The organism is Kribbella sp. CA-293567, from assembly GCF_027627575.1.
Lineage (GTDB): Bacteria > Actinomycetota > Actinomycetes > Propionibacteriales > Kribbellaceae > Kribbella.
The window spans coordinates 4,024,718-4,042,804 of the sequence record NZ_CP114065.1; the positions used below are offsets into that span (position 1 = coordinate 4,024,718).

The following is an 18,087-nucleotide window of genomic DNA, read 5'->3' on the forward strand; positions in this document are numbered from 1 at the left end:
GATGTCTGACTCGACGAACCACCACCAGGTCGCCATCGTGGGCTGCGGGATCATCGGCCGTACCCACGCCGACACCATCGCTGCCCGGCCGGACGCGACGGTGACCGCGCTGGTCGACGGCGATCCGGCGGCCGCGGCCGCACTGGCTGCGCGGCTGACGGAGGCCGGGCAGCCGGAGCCGGCAGTGTACGTCGACCTGGGGGCGGCCGTGTCGGGATCGGACATCTCGCTCGTCGCGATCTGCACGCCGAGCGGCACTCACGCCGCCCTCGCCGAGCAGGCGCTGAACGCGAAGTTGCACGTCGTGATCGAGAAGCCGCTCGATGTCGACCTGATCCGGGCCCGCCGCCTCGGCGCGGCGGCCACCCGGGCGGCCGGTCACGGCGTCGTGTCGTCGGTGATCAGCCAGCACCGGTTCGACCCGGGCAGCGCACAGGTCGCCGAGGCGATCAAGGCCGGCCGCTTCGGGCAGCTCACCTCGGCCGTCGCGACGGTCGCCTGGTGGCGCAGCGACGAGTACTACGCTTCCGCCGGCTGGCGTGGCACCTGGGCGCAGGACGGCGGTGGGGCGCTGATGAACCAGGGCGTCCACACCGTCGACCTGCTGCTGTGGTTCATGGGCCGGCCGGTCAGCATTCAGGCTCAGGCGCTCCGTGCTGCCCATCACGCGATCGAGGTGGAGGACACCGTCGTCGCGACTCTCACCTTCGAGAACGGCTCGGTCGCGACCCTGCACGCGACCACCGCGGCCTTCCCGGGCGGGCGTACCCGGGTGTCGGTGCACGGCACCCAGGGTGGCGCGGAGATCGAGGACGACGTACTCCGCCGCTTCAACGTCGACGGCTCCCCCGACGATCAGCCGGTCGAGACCGAGCGCCCGTCCGGCCACATCGCGCAGTACGCCGACATCTTCGACGCCATCGGCAACAACGAGCAGCCCGGCATCACCGTGCACGACGCCATCGACGCGCTGGCCACCGTCCGGGCGGTCTACATCGCCTCGACGCTGCAGCGTCCGGTGAAGTTCGCCGACGTGCTCGAAGGCCGCTACGACGACGTCGAGGTCAGCCGCGGGATCCGCCTGCCGCCGGTCTGACCAAGCCTGTCCGGTCCAGGCGGTCCCGCTCAGGCCACCCGGTTCAGGCGGGTGCGCCGGGGTTGCGGTTGTTGAGGATCCGCTGGAACAGGTGGCAGTCCTGCCAGACCCCGGCAATGTGCAGGTATGTCGGCGCGGTACCGATCTGCCGGAAGCCGGCCTTGGTCAGGACCCGCTGGGAGGCGAGGTTGTCGGTGAGGGTGCTGGCCTCGATGCGGTGCAGGAGGAGCTCGCGGTCGGCCAGTTCGGCGACCGCCTGCACCGCGGTGGTGGCCAGGCCCTTGCCGAGTTGGTCGGAGGCGATCCAGTACCCGAGGCTCGCGCTGCGGAAGGGTCCGGGAACGAGGTCGCTGAGCGTGATCGCGCCGACCACCCGGTCCCCCAGGAACAGGAACCACGGGACGACTTCGCGCCGCTCGAAGCGCGCCAACTGGGCTTCGAGCCGGTCCTGTTGACCGGCCGTGGTGAACCAGCGCTCGGACCGCACCGGCTCCCACGGTCGCAGGTGCTCGCGGTCGCGGACCTGTGCTTCGGCGAACGCGGCGGCGTCGTTCAGCGTCGCCACCCGTAGCGAGATCTCGTCGGTCAGCGGTCGGTCGAGGGTCACTTCGGCAGCCTACGAGCCTGACTCGATCCGCCCACCCGGGGGGTGAAGGCGTCGTGGAAGATCGTCGACGCCGCACCGACCGCGGCCGCGTCGGTCTGCAGCATCGACTCCTCCACCGCGACCGTCCGGGTGCCTTTGGCGATCGGGTGCGAATTCACCGCCCGGCCGATTTCGGAAAGGAACACCGGCGCGATTTCGGGGTCGAACGCCGGACCGCCGAGCACGATCAAATCGATATCCAGCAGATCGACCAGTCCGACCGCACCCTGGGCAATCACCGATGCCACTTGAGTGACCGCCTTTGCGGCCGCGGCATCACCACTCGCGGAGGCTTTGCAGACCGCTTTGTAGCGTTTTGCCTCATCGGTCGCGCCGGGGTCGGTCTCGACATATCCGAAGCCCGCGGCGATGACCGGCAGCGACGCGGTCGGATTGCATTCGGCCATCATCTTCGGACCGGTCTTCTCGTCCCACTGGCCCATCTTCAGCGCGCACAACTGACCGAACTCACCGGCGTTCGCGGTCAGCCCGCGATAGATCGAACCGTTCAGGATCAGCCCGCTTCCCACCCCGGTGCCGAGATAGAGGTAGGCGAAGTCCCGCGCCCGCGCGGACCGCCCGATCCAGCGCTCGCCGATGGCTGCCGCGGTGCCGTCCTTCTCGACCAGCACCGGATGGTTCAGCTTGCCCTGCAGCAGATGCCGCAGCTCGAGTCCGCGCCAGGCCGGCTGCAGTGGCAGATCGAGCAAGGTGCCGTCGGCATTGATCGGCCCGGGCACCGCGACGCCCACTCCGAGCATCGAGTCCGGGTCGACCTGGCTGATGCTCAGCGCCGCGGTCACCGTGGCCGCGGCCAGGTCCACCAGCCGGACGGCGTCCAGATCGGCCGGCAGGTCGACGGTCTCCCGGCGCACGATCGCGCCGTCCAGATCGACGACCGCGACGGTCAGCAGTTCGGGGTCGATGTGGATACCGACGGCATGGGCCGCGTTGGAGCGCAACCGCACCGGAGTACGGGGTTTGCCGAGGCGTTCGGCGCGTTCCTGCTTCTCCTCGACCAGCAGTCCCTGCTGCAGCAGCACCCGCAGGATCCGCGACACCGACTGCTGGGTCAGCCCGGTCCGCCGGGAGATCTCGGTCCGGCTGACGATGCCTGCCAGCCGGATCGTCTCGATGATCACGGCCTCGTTGAAGGAGCCCAGGTCGTACTGGTTCGCGCCGGAACGCGTCGGCTCGTCGAGCACTGCCGAGTCACTGTCAGGCGTGACCACGGCCCACCTCCTCATCCATAACTTTCCCCGCTCACGAAAAGGCGCCCGGAACTAGCCGAGATCGTACCCCGCAGCCCGCGCGAGGCCGCTGAGGTATTCGAGATTGGCCCTCGTCCTTTCCGTCAGTGGTTGTGCGGTGGAGAAATCCTCCACCGTCACCCAGCCGGTATAACCGGCACCGGCCAGTGCTTTGAAGAATTCCGGCAGATGAGCCCGGCCCTCGCGTAACGGCACCCATTTCGGCGCCCATCGCAACGTCCCGTCGTTTTCCACTCCGGCGAGATGGAACGCGACGTTCTTGAGGTGCACGTGCGCCAGGTACTCACCGAGCAGGTCGAGCGCGTGGGCCGGCTCCTCCCAGCCCGCGATGACCGTGTTGCCGAGATCGTGCAGCACTCCGACGTGGCGCGGGTCGAGGCCCTCCACCAACCGCCGGGCCGCGGACGCGCTCGGGGTGAGGCTCTCGTGATGCAGCTCCAGCAACGCCCGTACGCCGTACCGGCGAGCGCGGTCCTCGAGCCACTCCCAGTCACCCCGGTACGCCGCGAACGCCTCCCGATAGCTCTGTCCCTTCTCGACGTGCACCCCGCGAAAGCGAACCTGACCGACGCCGAGCACAGCGGCCGCCGACAGCATCCGTTCCGCGTCCTCGCGTTGCCGCGGCGTCACGGAGGCGCCGAGGGCAGGCATCTCCAGGCCGGTGTCCAGCGTCAGCGCCGAGATCTCGTCGAGCCGCGACTCCAGGCCGGTCAACGGCCAGGTCGCCCGGTTGCCCGCCGAGAACGTCGGCCGGGCCGCTTCCACCGGGTCGGTGATCCGCCACTCCACGCCGTGCCAGCCCTGCGAGGCCAGGGTCTTGACGGCCTCCGCGGGGGTCCAGTCCGGCGTCGAGCCGGTGAACACCGCGAACTTCACGGCGCTTCCAGCGCCCCGTCGATCCGCCGTACGCCGGCCGCCCACTCGTCGTGGCCGGCCAGCTCGGCCGGATACCGCGCGGCCGCCTCGAGATCGACGTCGATCCCCCAGCCCGGCGTCTCGTTCGGCGTGAGCCAGCCGTCGACGATCCGCAGCGTGCCGGGAAAGACCTCGTGCGTGGCGTCGTTGTAGAGGTGGCCTTCCTGGATACCGAAGGCCACCGAGCTGACGTCGAGCGCGACGTTGGCGGCCGCGCCGATCGGAGAGGTGTCGCCCGGCCCGTGCCACGCCGTCCGGACTCCGCACAGTTCAGCCAGGTCGGCGACCTTGCGCGCCGCGGTGAGGCCGCCGATGTCGGAGATGTGCGACCGGATGAAGTCGACGCCACCGTCGCGCACCAGTCGGACGGCATCGCTCAGCGAGGTGGTCAGCTCGCCGACAGCCAGTGGTACCGGCGATGCGGCTCGCACCTCCGGCAGGCGATCCCACAGCTCCGGTGCCAGGACGTCTTCGAGGAAGAAGAGTCGGTAGGGCTCGAGCGAGCGCGCCAGCAGCACTGCTTCTTTGGGCGTCAGCCGGGAGTGCACGTCGTGCAGCAACTCGATGTTGTCAGGCAGCGACTGGCGGGCAGCAGCGAACAGGTCGGGCGTCGTCCGCAGGTAGTCGCGGGCACTCCACCCGTTCCGGTACGGCGCATCAGGGTAGAGCGTCGAGAGCTGCGGGGCGCCGTACCCACCGCCGCCGGGCGTCGAGACCTGCAGGCGGATGTGCCGCCAGCCCTGCGCGACGAACTCCTTCGCCTGGTCGATCGTGTCCTCGATCGTGATGCCACCGGCGTGGATGTAGGTGTCGGCGGCGGCTCGCACCTTGCCGCCGAGCAACTCGTAGATCGGCATGCCGGCGCGCTTGCCCGCGATGTCCCACAGCGCCTGGTCGATCCCCGAGATCGCGTTGTTCGTCACCGGCCCACCACGCCAGTAGCCGGAGAACCCGGCCAGCCGGACCAGGTCACCGATGTCACCCGGATAGCGCCCGATCAGCAGCCGGGCGAGGTGCTCGTCGACGAACGTCCGCACTGCCTTCCAGCGCTGGGTGAAGGTCGCGCAGCCGAGCCCGTAGAGCCCGGGTTCGGTGGTGTCGATCTTCACCACCACCAGCGGGATGCCCTGCGGTGCCGTCACGATCGTCGTGACGGCGCGGATCCGGATGTCGTCACGCACCGGCCAGGGCTGCGCGAAGGTGGCGGGGGTCTCCTGCGGCATTCAGGTCTCCAGACCGTGCGTAGGTAGGTCGAGTTCGTGCCGGGCCCGGAAGCCGAGCACGGTGCGGGCAGCGGTCAGGTCCATCGGCACCTCACGCCCGGCGAACCGCCGCAACCGCGGTACGCCGGGAGCAAAGGCGTCGAGCAGCGCCTCGGTCTCGTACGGCGCGTTGGTGGTGCCGGCCGCGACGAAGAAGGTGTGCGCTCCCGACAACCTCGCCGTCAGTCCCAGCTCGATCGCGTACGCCGCGTCGCGGGTGTCGAGGTACGACCACCCCTCCCGTACGCCGGCCGCCGGGTCGCGGACGAACCCGTCGGCCTGGCGCCGCAGTACCTCCGCGGAGTTGACGTGCGGGAACCGCAGCGCCACCACATCGGTCCCCCAGCGCCGCCAGACCATCCGGCAGGTGTTCTCGTCGTTCTGCTTGGATAGCGAGTACCAGTCGGCGACGTCGCTGGGGATCTTCTCGTCCAGCGGGTAGTAGGCCGGCCGGATGTCGTCGGGGTTGAACGGCACCCCGAAGGCGTTGATGCTGCTCGCGACGACGGCCCGCCCGACGCCCAGGGCACCGGCTTGGGCGAGCACGTTGAAGGTCGACACGACGTTGATGGTGTAGACGTCGTACGGCGTACCGGCCGACGGGTGCGCCAGGGCGGCCAGGTGGACGACGGCGTCGGCGCCCTCGAGCGCCGACGCGACGTCGGCCTGCGACCTGGTGTCCCCGATGACGATCCGGTCCGCCTTCAGCTCGCCGTCCTCGACATCGGTGAACGCGGTGACCAGGGCGCCGAGCTCGGTCAGGTGACGGGTCGTCACCGAACCGATCCGCCCGGCCGCACCCGTCACCAGCACCCGTCGGCCACTCAGTGATGAAGTCACTCTTTGATCCCTCCGGACATCCCGACCCCACGCAGGAACTGCTTCTGGAAGATCAAGAAGAGCACTACGGGGATCAGGACCGCCAGGAACAATGCGCTCATCTGCAAAGAGATCTCAGTGGTTTCCGCGACCCGCGGCAGGGCCACCGAGATGGGCTGCATCGAGGGGTCGGGCAGGACCAGCAGCGGCCACAGGTAGTCCTTCCACGAGCCGATCACGGTGAGCAGCGCGACGACGCCGAGGATGGGTTTGGACAGCGGCAGGATCAGCGAGGTGAACAGCCTGAGGTTGCTCGCGCCGTCGATCCGCGCCGCCTCGACCAGCTCGCGCGGGATCGCGTCGAAGTACCGCTTCATCACCAGGATGTTGAACGCGCCGGCCGCCTGCGGCAGCCAGACCGCCCAGAACGTGTTCTGCAGGTTCACCCCGAGCACCGGCATCTCGAGGATGGTCAGGTAGAGCGGGACCAGCGAGATCACGCCGGGGAGGAACAGCGTGGCCAGTACCGCTCCGGTGACGAGCGGACCCCATTTCGGGCGGAGCACGCTGAGCACGAACGCGCCCGTCGTACAGACGAACAGGGTGGACAGCAACGAGCCGATCGCGATGATCGCGGTGTTGCCGAGGTAAGAGCCGATCTGGACCTGGGTCCATGCGTTCGGCAGGTTCTGCCACTGGATCCCGCTCGGCCACAGACTCATCGGCCCCTGCAGGATGTCCTGGCTGGTCGACAGGCCCGACTTCAGCAACCACAGCAGTGGACCGACGCCGGCGACCAGGACACCGACGAACAGCAGCACCTGAATCGCGGGCAACCCGTACTGGATCAGTGGCCGGTTGCGGTCGGCCGTGGAGATGATGCCGCGCTCCTGCACGTCCGCGCTCATGTCGTACTCCAGCGTCTGGTCATGAAGTGGTAGGCGACCGACAGCGCGCACAGGACCAGCGCGAGCAGCACGCTGAGCGCGGTGGCGGCGCCGAAGTCGCCGTTGATGAACGCGTACCGGTAGATGAGCAGCAGGATCGTGGTGGTCGCGTTGTCCGGACCGCCGCCGGTGAACAGGAACGGTTCGGTGAACACCTGGAACGTCCCGATCAGCTGCAGCAGCATCATGATCAGGATGATGCCGCGGATCTGCGGCAGGGTGACGTGCCAGACCCGGCGCCAGATCCCCGCTCCGTCCAGCTCGGCCGCCTCGTACAGCTCGGTCCGGACGCTGGTCAGCGCGGCCAGGTAGATGATCGCGGTCGCGCCGGCCCCGGCCCAGGTCGCCTCCAGCACGATCGCCGGCATCGCCAGGCTCGGCGAGTTCAGCCAGGCGAACGGGCCGATCCCGAACCAGCCGAGGATCGCGTTGAAGACCCCGGACTCGCCGGGATCGTAGAAGAACTTCCACAACAGGATCGCTGCCACCGGTGGCACCACCGCCGGCAGGTAGGACAGCACGTTGTAGAGCCAGCCCGCCTTGCGCAGTTCGCTGATGAACACCGCCAAGAACAGCGGCACCGGGAAGCCGAAGACCAGCGCGAGCAACGCGAAGTACAGGGTGTTGAGCGTCGCCTGCGGCAGTTGCGGGTCGGTCAGCACGTAGCTGAAGTTGGCCGTCCCGACCCACTCGGGCGTGGTGACCAGGTTGTTCTTCTGGAACGACAGCACCAGGCCGCGCACGATCGGTCCCCAGGAGAAGTACAGGAAGACCAGGACCAGGGGCAGGGCGAACAGGACGCTGCTCAGTCCGCCGGAGCGGAACCAGGTGACGGGGCTCCGGCCGGACCGGGTCGCGGGGCGTGCCGTGGACACGCGGGTGAGGACGGCCATCGGACTACCGGGCCAGGCGCGCGTCGATCTTCGCGGCGGCGTCGGCGAGTAACCTGTCGATGTCCGCGTCCTTCTTGGTCAGCACCTGCTGGACCACCGGGTCGAGCAGCGCGTAGACCTCCTGGCCCTTCTTCACCGGCTCGGGCAGCAGCTTCAGCGACTTGGTCGACTCGACGTAGCCCTTGAACTGCTCCACCGGCACGTTGTTGTAGGGCTCACGCCACTTGTTGTACTGGTCGTAGGTCTGCTGGCTCAGCGGCGTCACTCCCGGCCGGCCGACGAAGCCCTTGTCGGCGATGGTGTCCTTGGCGTTCTGCACCGCCAGCGTCTCGGAGGTGTACTTGTCGAACTCCTGCGACTTGATCCACTTCAGCGCGGCGACGATCTCGTTCTTGGACGACTTGGGGTTGATCATCTTGATCGAGCCGCCGGTCAGCGTGCCGTGCGGGCCACCGTCCTGCGGCAGCGCGCCCGCGCCGAAGTCGGCCGGCTTCATCCCGAAGTTCTTCACCGCCATGTCGTAGGCGTCCGGCGCCTGCATGATCATCCCGATCTTGCCGGCCGCGAAGTCCTGCCGGGCCTCTTCCTGGTTGTAGAGGAAGTTGGTGCCCATCGTGTTGTCGGTCCAGCGCATGTCCTTCAGCAACTGCAGCGCCTTCTTGGCGGGCGCGTCGTTGAAGGTGCTCTTCTTGCCGTCCGGGCTCTGCACCGAGCCACCCATGCTGTAGGTCATCGTGGTGAGCATCCAGCCACCGGTGTTGTCCTTGGTCAGCTGGGCGTAGCCGGCCTTCCCGGTCTTCTCGGTGATCTGCTTTGCGAACTGGCGGACCTCGTCCCAGTTCGCCGGCGGCTTGTCCGGGTCGAGCCCAGCCTGCTTGAACAGGGCCCGGTTGTAGGCGAGGCCGACCGAGAAGGCCTCGAACGGTACGCCGTAGATCCGGCCCTTGTCGTCCTGCACCAGCTTCAGCGTCTCGGGGTTGAGGTCCTTGGTCATGTCGACCAGCTTCAGCTCGTCGGTGATGTCCGGCAGCTGCTTGTTCGGGATCATGTTCAGCGGTTCGGTGAAGCTGATGCTCATCACCGTCGGGAGCGAGCCACCGGCCACCTGAGCCTGGAAGGTCTGCGCGTTCCACTCCGTCTCACTGGCCTTGACGGTGATGTTCGGGTGGTCGGCCATGAACTTCTTCAGGTTGCGCTCGAAGCCCGCGACATCGGCCGGCTTGTCCGGCTTGGGCTTGTTCCCCACCGTGATCGTCACCGGCGCCTTCTCGTCGACCGCCGGGCCGGCCTCCTCCGCCGCCGGGGTGGTGCCGTCCGCGCAGGCTGCCGTCGCCAGCAGCAACGCCGCCGAAGTCAGGGTCACGGCAAACCGTGCCGTTCTGTTCATCGGAAACTCCTCAGGGGTCCGGGAACACCCCGCTCACCGAGCGGTCAGGGGTGTGGTCTGGGCCACAGCGGCCCGATCTGCGAGTAAGTTAAACCATGCGTGTTACTTTATCAATGGTCAGTTGTGGGCCGGGTGCGAGAAGATGCCGAAGTGATGATTCGGGCAGCCGGAGCCGGCGATCGGGCGTTCCTGCAGGAGATGTTGCTGGAGGCCTACAACTGGGACGGGCAGCCTCGGTTCACGATGGAGCAGCTGGCAGCCGAGGATCACGCCTCGCGCTACCTCGAGGGCTGGATGCGGCCTGGCGATTTCGGCGTCGTCGCCGAGGACGGCCGGCCGATCGGTGCCGCCTGGGCACGCCTGCTGACCGCGGAGCGGCCGGGGTACGGGTATCTCGCTGACGATGTGCCTGAGCTGAGCATCGGAGTGGCCCCCGGACGTCGCGGTCGAGGCGTGGGGCGCGCTCTGCTGGCAGCGTTGATCGGGGCGGCGGCGCCGTACGGGCGATTGAGTCTGAGCGTCGAGCCGGACAATCGCGCGGCGGACCTCTATCGCTCGCTCGGCTTTCGGCTGACCGGCCGCAACGGCGGTTCCGACACGATGGTGCTGGTGCTCTAGCCGAGGTTGCGGAGGCGGACCTCGATCCAGCTTCGAACCTCGGCGCCCACTGCGACCACGGGCGCAGTACCGGCTTGGACCGCGGCTGACAGGGACGGTGTGGCGGACGTCTGAGGCTCGATCGCCAGGGCTCGGGTGGTGCCGTCGAACGGCGGCTGAGCCGTGGCTTCGTTCTCGATTCGCCGGCCGGTGCGCTCGGGTAGCCGGTCAGGTCGATCGGTACGCCGTCGTCGGCCGGCCGGTCGCGATCGGGCGGTCGGGGTCGGTGATCCACTCCGACCAGGAGCCGACGTAGACGGCGGACTCGATGCCTGCCGCTTGCAGAGCCAGGGCCTGGTGAGCGGCGGTGACGCCGGATCCGCAGTACGCGCCGACCGGCTTCGAGCCGTCGGCTCCGAGCGCGGCGAAGCGAGCCCGGAGCTCGTCTGCGGACAGGAAGTGGCCGTCGGCGGTCACGTTGGCCACGGTCGGGGCGTTCACCGCGCCGGGGATGTGGCCCGCGACCTTGTCGAGCGGTTCCACCTCACCGGCGAAACGCTCCGGCGCACGAGCATCGAGCAGTACGCCGGTGGCGGCGAGCTCGGCGGCAGCAGCGGCATCGAGCATCGGCACCTGACCCGGCGTTGCGGTGAAGGTGCCCTTGCCGTCCTCGGGAACGTCGGTCGTCACCTCTCCCCCGGCAGCCCGCCAGGCCGCGAAGCCGCCGTCGAGGACGCGCACGTCGCGGACGCCGAAGTACCGCAGGATCCACCAGGCGCGGGCCGCGGCCATCGAGTTGGCGGCGTCGTAGACCACCACCGCGGAGTCCTCGTTCACCCCCGCGCGGCGCAACGCCGCTTCCACAGTGGTTGCTAAGGGCAACGGATGGCGGCCGCCGTCGCCAGGAGGTCCGGCCAGTTCGGTGTCCAGGTCGACGAAATGCGCGCCCGGGAGGTGACCGGCGTCGTACGCGTCCCGGCCGGGCGCGGCCTTCGGCGCACCGGCGGGGGCCGAGAGGTTCCAGGTGACGTCGATCAGTACCGGCCTGGTGGTGGCGGCCAGCAACGACTCGGCAGAGATGAGCGGGTTCACGACGCGCCTCCGAACGGGAGTACTTCGGGTGACAGGGTGGCACGAGCACGAGCGGCGGTCAGCCGGCGCCGGTGGTGGCGTCGGCAGAGCACCTCGTAGGCGATGTCGGCGGCATTGGTGACCATGTCTCCGACGACGAGTTGCTCGCCTTCGGTGACCATCTCACCACCCAGCGTCCGGGCGTTGTGGGTGGCGCGCTCACCGCACCAGCACAAGGCCTCGACCTGGAGCAGTTCCATTCGGTCGGCCAGCTCGACCAGCCGGGCCGAGCCCGGGAACAGGGTGGCGCGGAAGTCGGTCAGGATGCCGAAGCAGAAGACGTCGATCTGCAGTTCGTCCACCAGCCGGGCCAGTTGGTCGACCTGCTCGGCCTGGTAGAACTGCGCCTCGTCGGCGACCACGTAGTCGATCCGGCCGCCCTGGGTCAGTTCGTCGACGACGTACTGCCAGAAGTCGAAATCCGGTTTGACCTCGATCGCGGCGGCCTCCAGGCCGAGCCGCGACGACAGCGTCGACTCTCCCGCCCGGTCGTTGCTGGTGAAGATCCTCCCCCGCCGGCCACGCGCCGCGTGGTTGTGATCCATCTGCAGCGCCAGCGTGGACTTGCCGCAGTCCATGGTCCCGGTGAAGTACAGCAGCTCAGCCACGGGCGCCCATCCTGCCAAAGTCGCTCCCACGTCAGGTACGCCGGGGTGCGTCGGCTTTCGTTCTGCACCTTCCCCGGGTTCTACTTGACCGTGCGCAAAGCCCTGATCCTGTTCCTCACGCTCTGCGTGACGCTGACTGCCACCATCGTCCCGTCGGCGGCCGCTCCTACCCGGGTCGAGGCAGGGTTACGGGCCTACTTCGTGATCACGGCTCCCAAGCAGACCGCTACGGCGATCGCCGGGGTGGCCGCCAACGGCGGCACCGTCTACGCGGCGTACGACGCCATCGGGGTGCTCGTCGTGCACTCGTCGAACACGGGCTTCGCCGGCGCGATGCGGACCAGGCCGGGGGTGCAGAAGGTCGGCGCGACCCGCACGTCCGACGTTCCGGCCGCGGCCGCCAACCCGGCGATCCCGGCCCCGACGGCCCAGGCGCCGGACAACTCGTCCGAGACCGTCCGCCCGGACATGACCGCGATCGGCGCGGACCAGGCCTGGGAGGTGAACCAGGGCTCGAAGGCGGTCACCGTCGCGGTCCTCGACACCGGCGTCGACGACCTGCACCAGGACCTCAAGGCGAACTTCGACGCCAGCAGGTCGGCGTCCTGCGCCTACGGCAAGGCCGACGTCCGGCCCGGCGCCTGGCGGCCGGTCGCCTCGCACGGCACCCACGTCGCCGGCACGATCGCGGCGGCCAAGGACGGCAAGGGCATGATCGGCGTCGCGCCCGGCGTCAAGGTCTCGTCGATCCGGGTGGCCGAGCCCGAGGGCCAGCAGTTGTTCTACCCCGAGAACACGGTCTGCGCGTTCGTCTACGCGGCCGACAAGGGCGTCTCGGTCACCAACAACAGCTACTACGTCGACCCGTGGATGTTCCTCTGCCCGAGCAACCCCGACCAGGACGCCATCCAGGAGGCGGTCCGGCGCTCGGTCGCGTACGCGGACGCCAAGGGCGTCGTCAACGTCGCCGCCGCCGGGAACGAGAACTACGACCTGGCCGCGAAGTCCTCCGACGACAGCAGCCCGAACGACTCCACCCCGGCCGCCCGGCCGGTCACCAACGACTGCATCAGCCTGCCGACCGAACTGCCCAACATGGTGGTCGTCGCGGCACTGAGCCCCGGCGGGACGAGGGCGAACTTCTCCAACTTCGGCGAGGGCAAGATCTCGCTGGCGGCGCCCGGTCAGGCCGTCTACTCGACCGTGCCAGGTGGCGGCTACCAGTCTCTCGACGGTACGTCGATGGCCTCGCCGCACGTCGCCGGCGTCGCGGCGCTGATTCGCAGTACGAACGCGAAGCTGAGCCCCGGGCAGGTCCGGGCCAGGCTTTCCGTGCAGGCCAACGATCTGCCGTGCCCGCCCAGCGGAGCGGCCACCTGCAAGGGCTCCGACGCACTGAACTCGTTCTACGGCGAAGGCGTCACCGACGCGGCCGAGGCCGTCGGGGCAACGGCCAAGGCACCGGCCTCCGGCGTGAGCATCACCAAGCCGTCCGAGCAGCTCGGCTTCGGCGGGGTGCCCGCGATCCCGCTGCTGATCAAGGGCCTGAGCAGCAAGGGCGAGATCAGCTACACCGCGACCGGACTGCCGCCGGGGCTGAGCATCGACGGCCAGCGCGGCTGGATCACCGGCGTCCTGACTCCGGGATCCGGCCGCTACAAGGTGACCGTGACGGCGCGCGACGCCGAGGCGAAGACCGCGCAGGCAAGCTTCTTCTGGAACGTGTGGAGCTTCTAGTACCGGCCCGCTGCTAGGAGCCCGAGTCGATCAGCAGCGGGATCGCCATCTCGTCGTCGGTGAGGGAGCCGTGCAGGCCGATCAGGCCTGCCTCCTGCGGATAGCGGCGGCCGGCCACCAGGGCGACCGGTCCGAGCGACGCGACGATGACGTCACCCAGACGCGGAGCGACCCGTTCCTCGACCGGGCCGAACCAGCCGCGCGCGATCGCCTCGTCCCGGCTGAGCACGAGGGCTTTGTCGCCGACCCGCTCCCGGTACGTCGCCAGCACGTCGTCGGTCGCGCCGTCGACGCAGTACAGGTGCCGGAAGCGTGACTCGCCGCCGATCAGCCGCAGTCCGTCGGTCAGCGCGGGCTCGGCGTCCAGATCGATCCGGTCCTCGGGGGCGACGTCGATCATGCCGTGGTCCGCGACGACGAGCAGGACCGCGTCGCGGGGCAACGCGGACCTGATCTGCGAGGCGAAGGTGTCGGCGGCGGCCAGCTCCTTGCGCCACTGCCACGACTCGCTCCCCTGCCCGTGACCGGTGTAGTCCAGTTGGGAGTCGTAGACGTAGACCAGCGACTTGTCGCCCTCCCGGCTGGCGAACCTGGTCGCGTCGAGGCGGTCCTCGACGGTGTCGGCGCCGCGGTGCTTGCTGCCCCGGAACGCCGCCGAGGTCAGGCCGGAGTTGTCGAAACGGGCCTTGCTGACGTTGCGCACGGCAACGCCGGCGGCGGCGACCCGCTCGAACACGGTCTGGTGCGGTTGCCAGCGCCGCGGGTCGACCGGGGCGTCCCACTGCAAGGCGTTCAGCAGGGCGCCCGTCTCCGGCACGATGGAGGTGTAGCCGACGATCCCGTGCGCGCCGGGTGGCAGGCCGGTTCCGAGGCTGGTGAGGCTCGCCGCGGTTGTCGACGGGACTCCCGCGGTCAGGCTGCGGGCGGTCAGGGACGACAGGTACGGCGCGGTCTCGGCGTTGCGGCGCAGCAGGTTCCAGCCGAGGCCGTCGAGCAGCAGTACGGCGTACCGGGGTGCGGGTGGGAGGTCGAGCAGGTTCTGCTCGCCGGGCACCGAGAGGGCGCCGGCGACCGACGGCAGGACGTCGGCGAGTGACCCGCTGCCGTAGGCGGGCAGGATCGGCGTCGGGTCGGCCACGGCACTACCTGCTGGTCGTCGCGAACGACAACGCGGAAGCGAAGTCGAGCACCTGCTGGATCCCGGCCGGGCCGTCGGCCGCCGCGGAGATCCGCAGTGAGATGTCGTCGGCCGCGACGGAACCGGTGTAGCCGTGGTCGGCCTCGCAGTTCGGGTCGGCGCAGACGGCCGGCTCGAGGTCGATCCGGTTCACCATCCCCCAGCCGATGGTCAGCACGACCTCGCCGCCGGGGGCCGGGTCGGCCTTGCCGCCGGAGGCCTTGGAGGCGTAGCCGGCCGGGTTGGGCACCACTCTGTTCACCACCACCGCGTTCACCCGGTTCAGCGGGATCGCCTCGGTCGAGGTGGACGCGTACGGCGCGCGGATCAGGTCGTCGGCGGCGTGCTCGTCGGTGTGCCCGACGATCAGCCGGCTCGGGGTGAGCGCCAGGATGGTGATGTGGCGCCGCACCTCGTCGCGGTCGAAGGTCGGTTCGTGCTGGAGCACGAAGGCCCGGATCGGTTCGTCGGCGATCGCCACCGCGAGTGAGTCGGTCACGACGTCTGGGTAGTAGCCGCACCGGTCGATCGCGTCGCGAAGTTCGGACGAGGCGTCCGCCAGCTCCGGGACCGGCGCATTCAGGTCACGCATGACCTCATCCTTGCATGCGCCGGGCCCGGAGCCCGATCGGTCCCTGTGGACAGTTGCGCGCCGGGATCAGCCGACGCTGGCTTTGCGCAGTACCGGCGCGCCCGCGGCACCGGCGACGGCGACCAGTGCCAGCCCGATCACGACCTGCGCGACCAGCAGCACGACTCCTGAACTACCTTCGGTGAGAACCCGTCCTCCGCTCAGCGCCAAGCCGGTCAGGGCGCCGAAGCCGACCACCGGCAGACCGACACCGACCACCGGTACGACGGCCGCCAGCCGGGCGGACTTCTCGATCACCTTCAGCGGTACTCCGGATCGGCGCAGCGCCTTCGCGGGCCCGGCCTGGTCGAGTGCTGTCCCGACCGCTCCGGCCGCCGTCGAGGCAGCACCGGTGACGAAGACGAGCCCGAGCAGCAGCGCGACGCCGAGCCGCAGGTCCTTGTACATCCCGGCGTCCTGCTCCTCCCGCTCGGCGTCGGTCAACGGGACCTTCCCGGGAACCAGGTCGTAGAGCGCGGTCCTGGCACTTTCGCGGTCGTCGGCCGGGACCGAGATGTACACGACCTGGCCCGAGGTGGTGACCTGCCCCGTGAGTCCGGCCGCGGTGAGCTTGGACTTCGCATCCTGGACGACGGTGGCTGACTGTCCTTGTTTCGTGTAAAGCTCGAAAGAGGCGTCCTTGGCGTCGTTGCTCATGCCGTAGGGCATGAAGAGCGCGAGGAAGCCGGTGACGAAGCCGCTGAGCACCAGCGCCGCGACCGGGCGGAAGGCGGCCTTCGGGTCGTCGGCGAGGCGCCGGCCGGCCAGCAGCGCGACCGGGCCCTTCGCCGTACGGGCCATCAGTCTGCCGATCACCTGGACCGCGAACGGGCCGACGATCCGGACCGCCAGCGCGGCCAGGCCGACCCCGATCAGGAGCGGGAGGATCGCGCCGCCGGTACCGAGGACCGCGAGCACGATCGGGCCGATCACCAGCAGACCGAGGCGCAGCGCGCTGGTGGCCTTGCGGGTCTGGCCGCGGACCACGCCGAGCGGGGTGATGCTGACCCGGCCGAGGCCGATCAGCGCGCTCAGCACCGACAGGACCGGGACCGCGAGCAGCACGATCAGGACGACCCACCAGCTCGGGGTCAGGTCGTGCACGTACCAGCGGCCGCCACCGAGCGGGATCCGCGCGATCAGCGGGGTGAGCAAGGTGTAGCCGATCACTCCGGCGACGGCGCCGATCAGGCCGAGCACCGCTTGTTCGACGGCGCTCAGCCAGAGCACTTGGCCACGGGTGGAGCCGGCCAGTCTGAGCGCCGCCAGGCGATGCTCACGGCGCTTGGCGGCGACACCTGCTGCCTGGCCGACCAGGCTGAGCAGCGGGAAGAGGACCAGGGTGATGCCGAACGCGACCAGCACGAGCAGGGTCGACATCCGCTCGTCGAGTGCCTTGCCGTTCCAGGTTTCGAGGTACTTCGGATTGTCGCCGGCCGCGACGCCGGGCGAGTTCTTCTCGACGCCCTGAATGATCACCCATTCGCTGGTGGACGACAGGCCCTGGTCGCTGATGACGCCCGTCGGCTTGGCGAGGTCGTAACGCTTGGCGAGGTCGGCCGACCAGTGCTTGGCGACCTCGGGTGAGACGAATACCTCGCCGGGCTTGGGCACTCTGGTCAGGCCCGGAGGTGGTGGGAGTTCACTGCTCTTACCGGGGTCGTTGATGGCGACGTCGTACCGGGAGATGGGGATGCCGGCGGCCATGTCGTCGAGCTCGTTGACGACACCGACGGCGGTCTGCACGGTGCCGTCGTCGGTGGCGCGCCAGCCGATCCGGTCGGACCGGTGCTTGAGGCCGAGCGAGCCGGCGATCAGGAAGGTGACCAGCAGCGCGACGATCGCGGTGGCGCCGAGCGCGGCCAGGTTGGCGGCTCGTCCGCCCGGTCCCGGCCTGCGGACGAACCGCAGACCGAGGTCGGTCATCGGGTTCATCGGTCGCTCACCTTGCCGTCGACGATCCGTACGACGCGGTGGCACCGGGCTGCGACGGCGTCGTCGTGGGTGACGACGACCACGGCCGCGCCGCGATGGGTCGCGGCGCCGACGAGCAGGTCGATGACCTGGGCGCCGGTCGCGGCGTCGAGGGCGCCGGTCGGCTCGTCGGCGAAGACCGCCTGAGGTTCACCGACCAGAGCACGCGCGATGGCGACGCGCTGCGCTTGCCCGCCGGAGAGTTCACCGGGGCGGCGCCCGGCCTCGTTGGCCAGACCGACCTGCGCGAGCATTCCGCGGGCACGGCTGATGGCTTCGCGCCGCGAGACCCCGTCGACCATCAGCGGCAGGGCGACGTTCTCGTCGGCGGGAAGCTCGGCGAGCAGTTGGTTGTCCTGGAAGACGAACCCGAGCCGGCGGCGGCGCAGTACGGTCCGGGCGGCGTCGTTCAGCTGGTCGACGCGGTCACCACCCAGCCAGATCTGCCCCTGGTCTGGAGTGAGGATGCCAGCCAGCACATGCAGCAACGTGGTCTTGCCGTTCCCGGACGGCCCCATGACAGCGAGCGCCTCCCCGGTCCGCACCTCCACGTCAACACCGGCCAGGCCGACCACGTCGCCGTAGAACTTCACCAGCCCATGCCCGGCGAGCACCACTTGCCCCGGAGCACCGTGCTGCCCGTACGCAACCTGCTGCGCCGGCCGCTGCTGCGACTGACCACCAGCCTGCTGCCCACCCGCGAACTGCTGCGCCGCCAACTGCTGCTGCTGACCACCAACGCCTTGCCCACCCGCGAACTGCTGGGTCGGATGATGCTGCGACTGACCACCGACCTGCTGCACGGCAGTGAACTGGTCGTGTTCCTCCGCCGTCTGCTGCGGCACGGCGGACCAGCCGGGGTTGGACTGATGCGGGTTCGTGGGGTGGGGACCTGGGTAGCTCATACCCGGTAGCTTTCCGGGAAAGCACCACCACTTCGTCGGCCCCGGGACCAGTCTTCCGTGCGTCTTTCGGCGCCTATGAGCCGCCACGCGT

At 69.5% G+C, this 18,087-nt stretch carries 18 protein-coding genes; 4 read left to right on the top strand and 14 right to left on the bottom strand.

Features of this window, described 5'->3' with window-relative positions; all coding sequences use genetic code 11:
• Position 1: 1 nt before the first annotated feature.
• Positions 2 to 1,096 (top strand): Gfo/Idh/MocA family protein, encoded by a 1,095-nt coding sequence (locus OX958_RS18480; RefSeq protein WP_270130000.1) that lies wholly within the window; start codon positions 2 to 4, stop codon positions 1,094 to 1,096.
• Between the two features lie 43 nt (positions 1,097 to 1,139).
• Here OX958_RS18480 and OX958_RS18485 read toward each other — a convergent pair whose 3' ends face one another.
• Genes OX958_RS18485 through OX958_RS18520 form a run of 8 tightly spaced genes read right to left on the bottom strand, consistent with a single transcriptional unit; the run spans position 1,140 to position 9,236 of the window.
• A complete protein-coding gene (locus OX958_RS18485; protein WP_270130002.1) occupies positions 1,140 to 1,703 on the bottom strand; it encodes a GNAT family N-acetyltransferase in 564 nt (187 codons plus the stop codon).
• Positions 1,700 to 2,974: an ROK family transcriptional regulator gene (locus OX958_RS18490; protein ID WP_270130003.1), complete on the bottom strand. Its 1,275-nt coding sequence runs from the start codon at positions 2,972 to 2,974 to the stop codon at positions 1,700 to 1,702. Before OX958_RS18490 ends, OX958_RS18485 begins: the two co-directional genes overlap by 4 nt.
• A gap of 51 nt (positions 2,975 to 3,025) precedes the next feature.
• Positions 3,026 to 3,889, bottom strand: coding sequence for a sugar phosphate isomerase/epimerase family protein (locus tag OX958_RS18495; protein ID WP_270130005.1), 864 nt, complete (start codon positions 3,887 to 3,889; stop codon positions 3,026 to 3,028).
• On the bottom strand, positions 3,886 to 5,151 hold the full coding sequence (locus OX958_RS18500; RefSeq protein WP_270130007.1) for an enolase C-terminal domain-like protein: 1,266 nt from the start codon (positions 5,149 to 5,151) through the stop codon (positions 3,886 to 3,888). The genes OX958_RS18495 and OX958_RS18500 overlap by 4 nt, the downstream gene beginning before the upstream one ends.
• Positions 5,152 to 6,030 (bottom strand): NAD-dependent epimerase/dehydratase family protein, encoded by an 879-nt coding sequence (locus OX958_RS18505; RefSeq protein WP_270130008.1) that lies wholly within the window; start codon positions 6,028 to 6,030, stop codon positions 5,152 to 5,154. It lies immediately after the preceding gene.
• Positions 6,027 to 6,917: a carbohydrate ABC transporter permease gene (locus OX958_RS18510; RefSeq protein WP_270130010.1), complete on the bottom strand. Its 891-nt coding sequence runs from the start codon at positions 6,915 to 6,917 to the stop codon at positions 6,027 to 6,029. Before OX958_RS18510 ends, OX958_RS18505 begins: the two co-directional genes overlap by 4 nt.
• A complete protein-coding gene (locus OX958_RS18515; RefSeq protein WP_333486375.1) occupies positions 6,914 to 7,831 on the bottom strand; it encodes a carbohydrate ABC transporter permease in 918 nt (305 codons plus the stop codon). The genes OX958_RS18510 and OX958_RS18515 overlap by 4 nt, the downstream gene beginning before the upstream one ends.
• 22 nt (positions 7,832 to 7,853) lie before the next feature.
• Positions 7,854 to 9,236 carry an ABC transporter substrate-binding protein gene (locus OX958_RS18520; protein WP_270130014.1) on the bottom strand — a complete coding sequence of 461 codons (1,383 nt, stop codon included), beginning with the start codon at positions 9,234 to 9,236 and terminating at the stop codon, positions 7,854 to 7,856.
• A gap of 153 nt (positions 9,237 to 9,389) precedes the next feature.
• On the opposite strand from OX958_RS18520, the gene OX958_RS18525 reads away from it, so the two are divergent.
• Positions 9,390 to 9,854: a GNAT family N-acetyltransferase gene (locus tag OX958_RS18525; RefSeq protein ID WP_270139090.1), complete on the top strand. Its 465-nt coding sequence runs from the start codon at positions 9,390 to 9,392 to the stop codon at positions 9,852 to 9,854.
• Positions 9,855 to 10,061: 207 nt separating this feature from the next.
• On the opposite strand, the gene OX958_RS18530 is transcribed toward OX958_RS18525, so the two are convergent.
• Together OX958_RS18530 and OX958_RS18535 are read right to left on the bottom strand one after the other, a co-directional pair.
• Positions 10,062 to 10,925 (bottom strand): sulfurtransferase, encoded by an 864-nt coding sequence (locus OX958_RS18530; protein WP_270130016.1) that lies wholly within the window; start codon positions 10,923 to 10,925, stop codon positions 10,062 to 10,064.
• On the bottom strand, positions 10,922 to 11,572 hold the full coding sequence (locus tag OX958_RS18535; protein ID WP_270130018.1) for a thymidine kinase: 651 nt from the start codon (positions 11,570 to 11,572) through the stop codon (positions 10,922 to 10,924). Before OX958_RS18535 ends, OX958_RS18530 begins: the two co-directional genes overlap by 4 nt.
• A gap of 45 nt (positions 11,573 to 11,617) precedes the next feature.
• On the opposite strand from OX958_RS18535, the gene OX958_RS18540 reads away from it, so the two are divergent.
• The gene (locus OX958_RS18540; RefSeq protein WP_270130019.1) at positions 11,618 to 13,309 is read left to right on the top strand and encodes a S8 family peptidase; all 1,692 of its coding nucleotides are present in this window, start codon (positions 11,618 to 11,620) and stop codon (positions 13,307 to 13,309) included.
• Between the two features lie 13 nt (positions 13,310 to 13,322).
• Here OX958_RS18540 and OX958_RS18545 read toward each other — a convergent pair whose 3' ends face one another.
• The 4 genes from OX958_RS18545 to OX958_RS18560 all read right to left on the bottom strand — a co-directional run bounded on the left by OX958_RS18545 (position 13,323) and on the right by OX958_RS18560 (position 17,708).
• Positions 13,323 to 14,447 carry an alkaline phosphatase family protein gene (locus tag OX958_RS18545; RefSeq protein ID WP_270130021.1) on the bottom strand — a complete coding sequence of 375 codons (1,125 nt, stop codon included), beginning with the start codon at positions 14,445 to 14,447 and terminating at the stop codon, positions 13,323 to 13,325.
• Positions 14,448 to 14,451: 4 nt separating this feature from the next.
• The gene (locus tag OX958_RS18550; protein ID WP_270130022.1) at positions 14,452 to 15,078 is read right to left on the bottom strand and encodes a DUF5998 family protein; all 627 of its coding nucleotides are present in this window, start codon (positions 15,076 to 15,078) and stop codon (positions 14,452 to 14,454) included.
• A gap of 66 nt (positions 15,079 to 15,144) precedes the next feature.
• Complete coding sequence (locus OX958_RS18555; RefSeq protein ID WP_270130023.1) at positions 15,145 to 17,052, bottom strand: FtsX-like permease family protein; 1,908 nt, start codon at positions 17,050 to 17,052, stop codon at positions 15,145 to 15,147.
• On the bottom strand, positions 17,049 to 17,708 hold the full coding sequence (locus OX958_RS18560) for an ABC transporter ATP-binding protein (RefSeq protein ID WP_270130024.1): 660 nt from the start codon (positions 17,706 to 17,708) through the stop codon (positions 17,049 to 17,051). The genes OX958_RS18555 and OX958_RS18560 overlap by 4 nt, the downstream gene beginning before the upstream one ends.
• Between OX958_RS18560 and OX958_RS18565 the strand changes: the two genes are divergently transcribed.
• On the top strand, positions 17,709 to 18,005 hold the full coding sequence (locus OX958_RS18565; protein ID WP_270130025.1) for a hypothetical protein: 297 nt from the start codon (positions 17,709 to 17,711) through the stop codon (positions 18,003 to 18,005).
• Positions 18,006 to 18,087 lie beyond the last annotated feature (82 nt).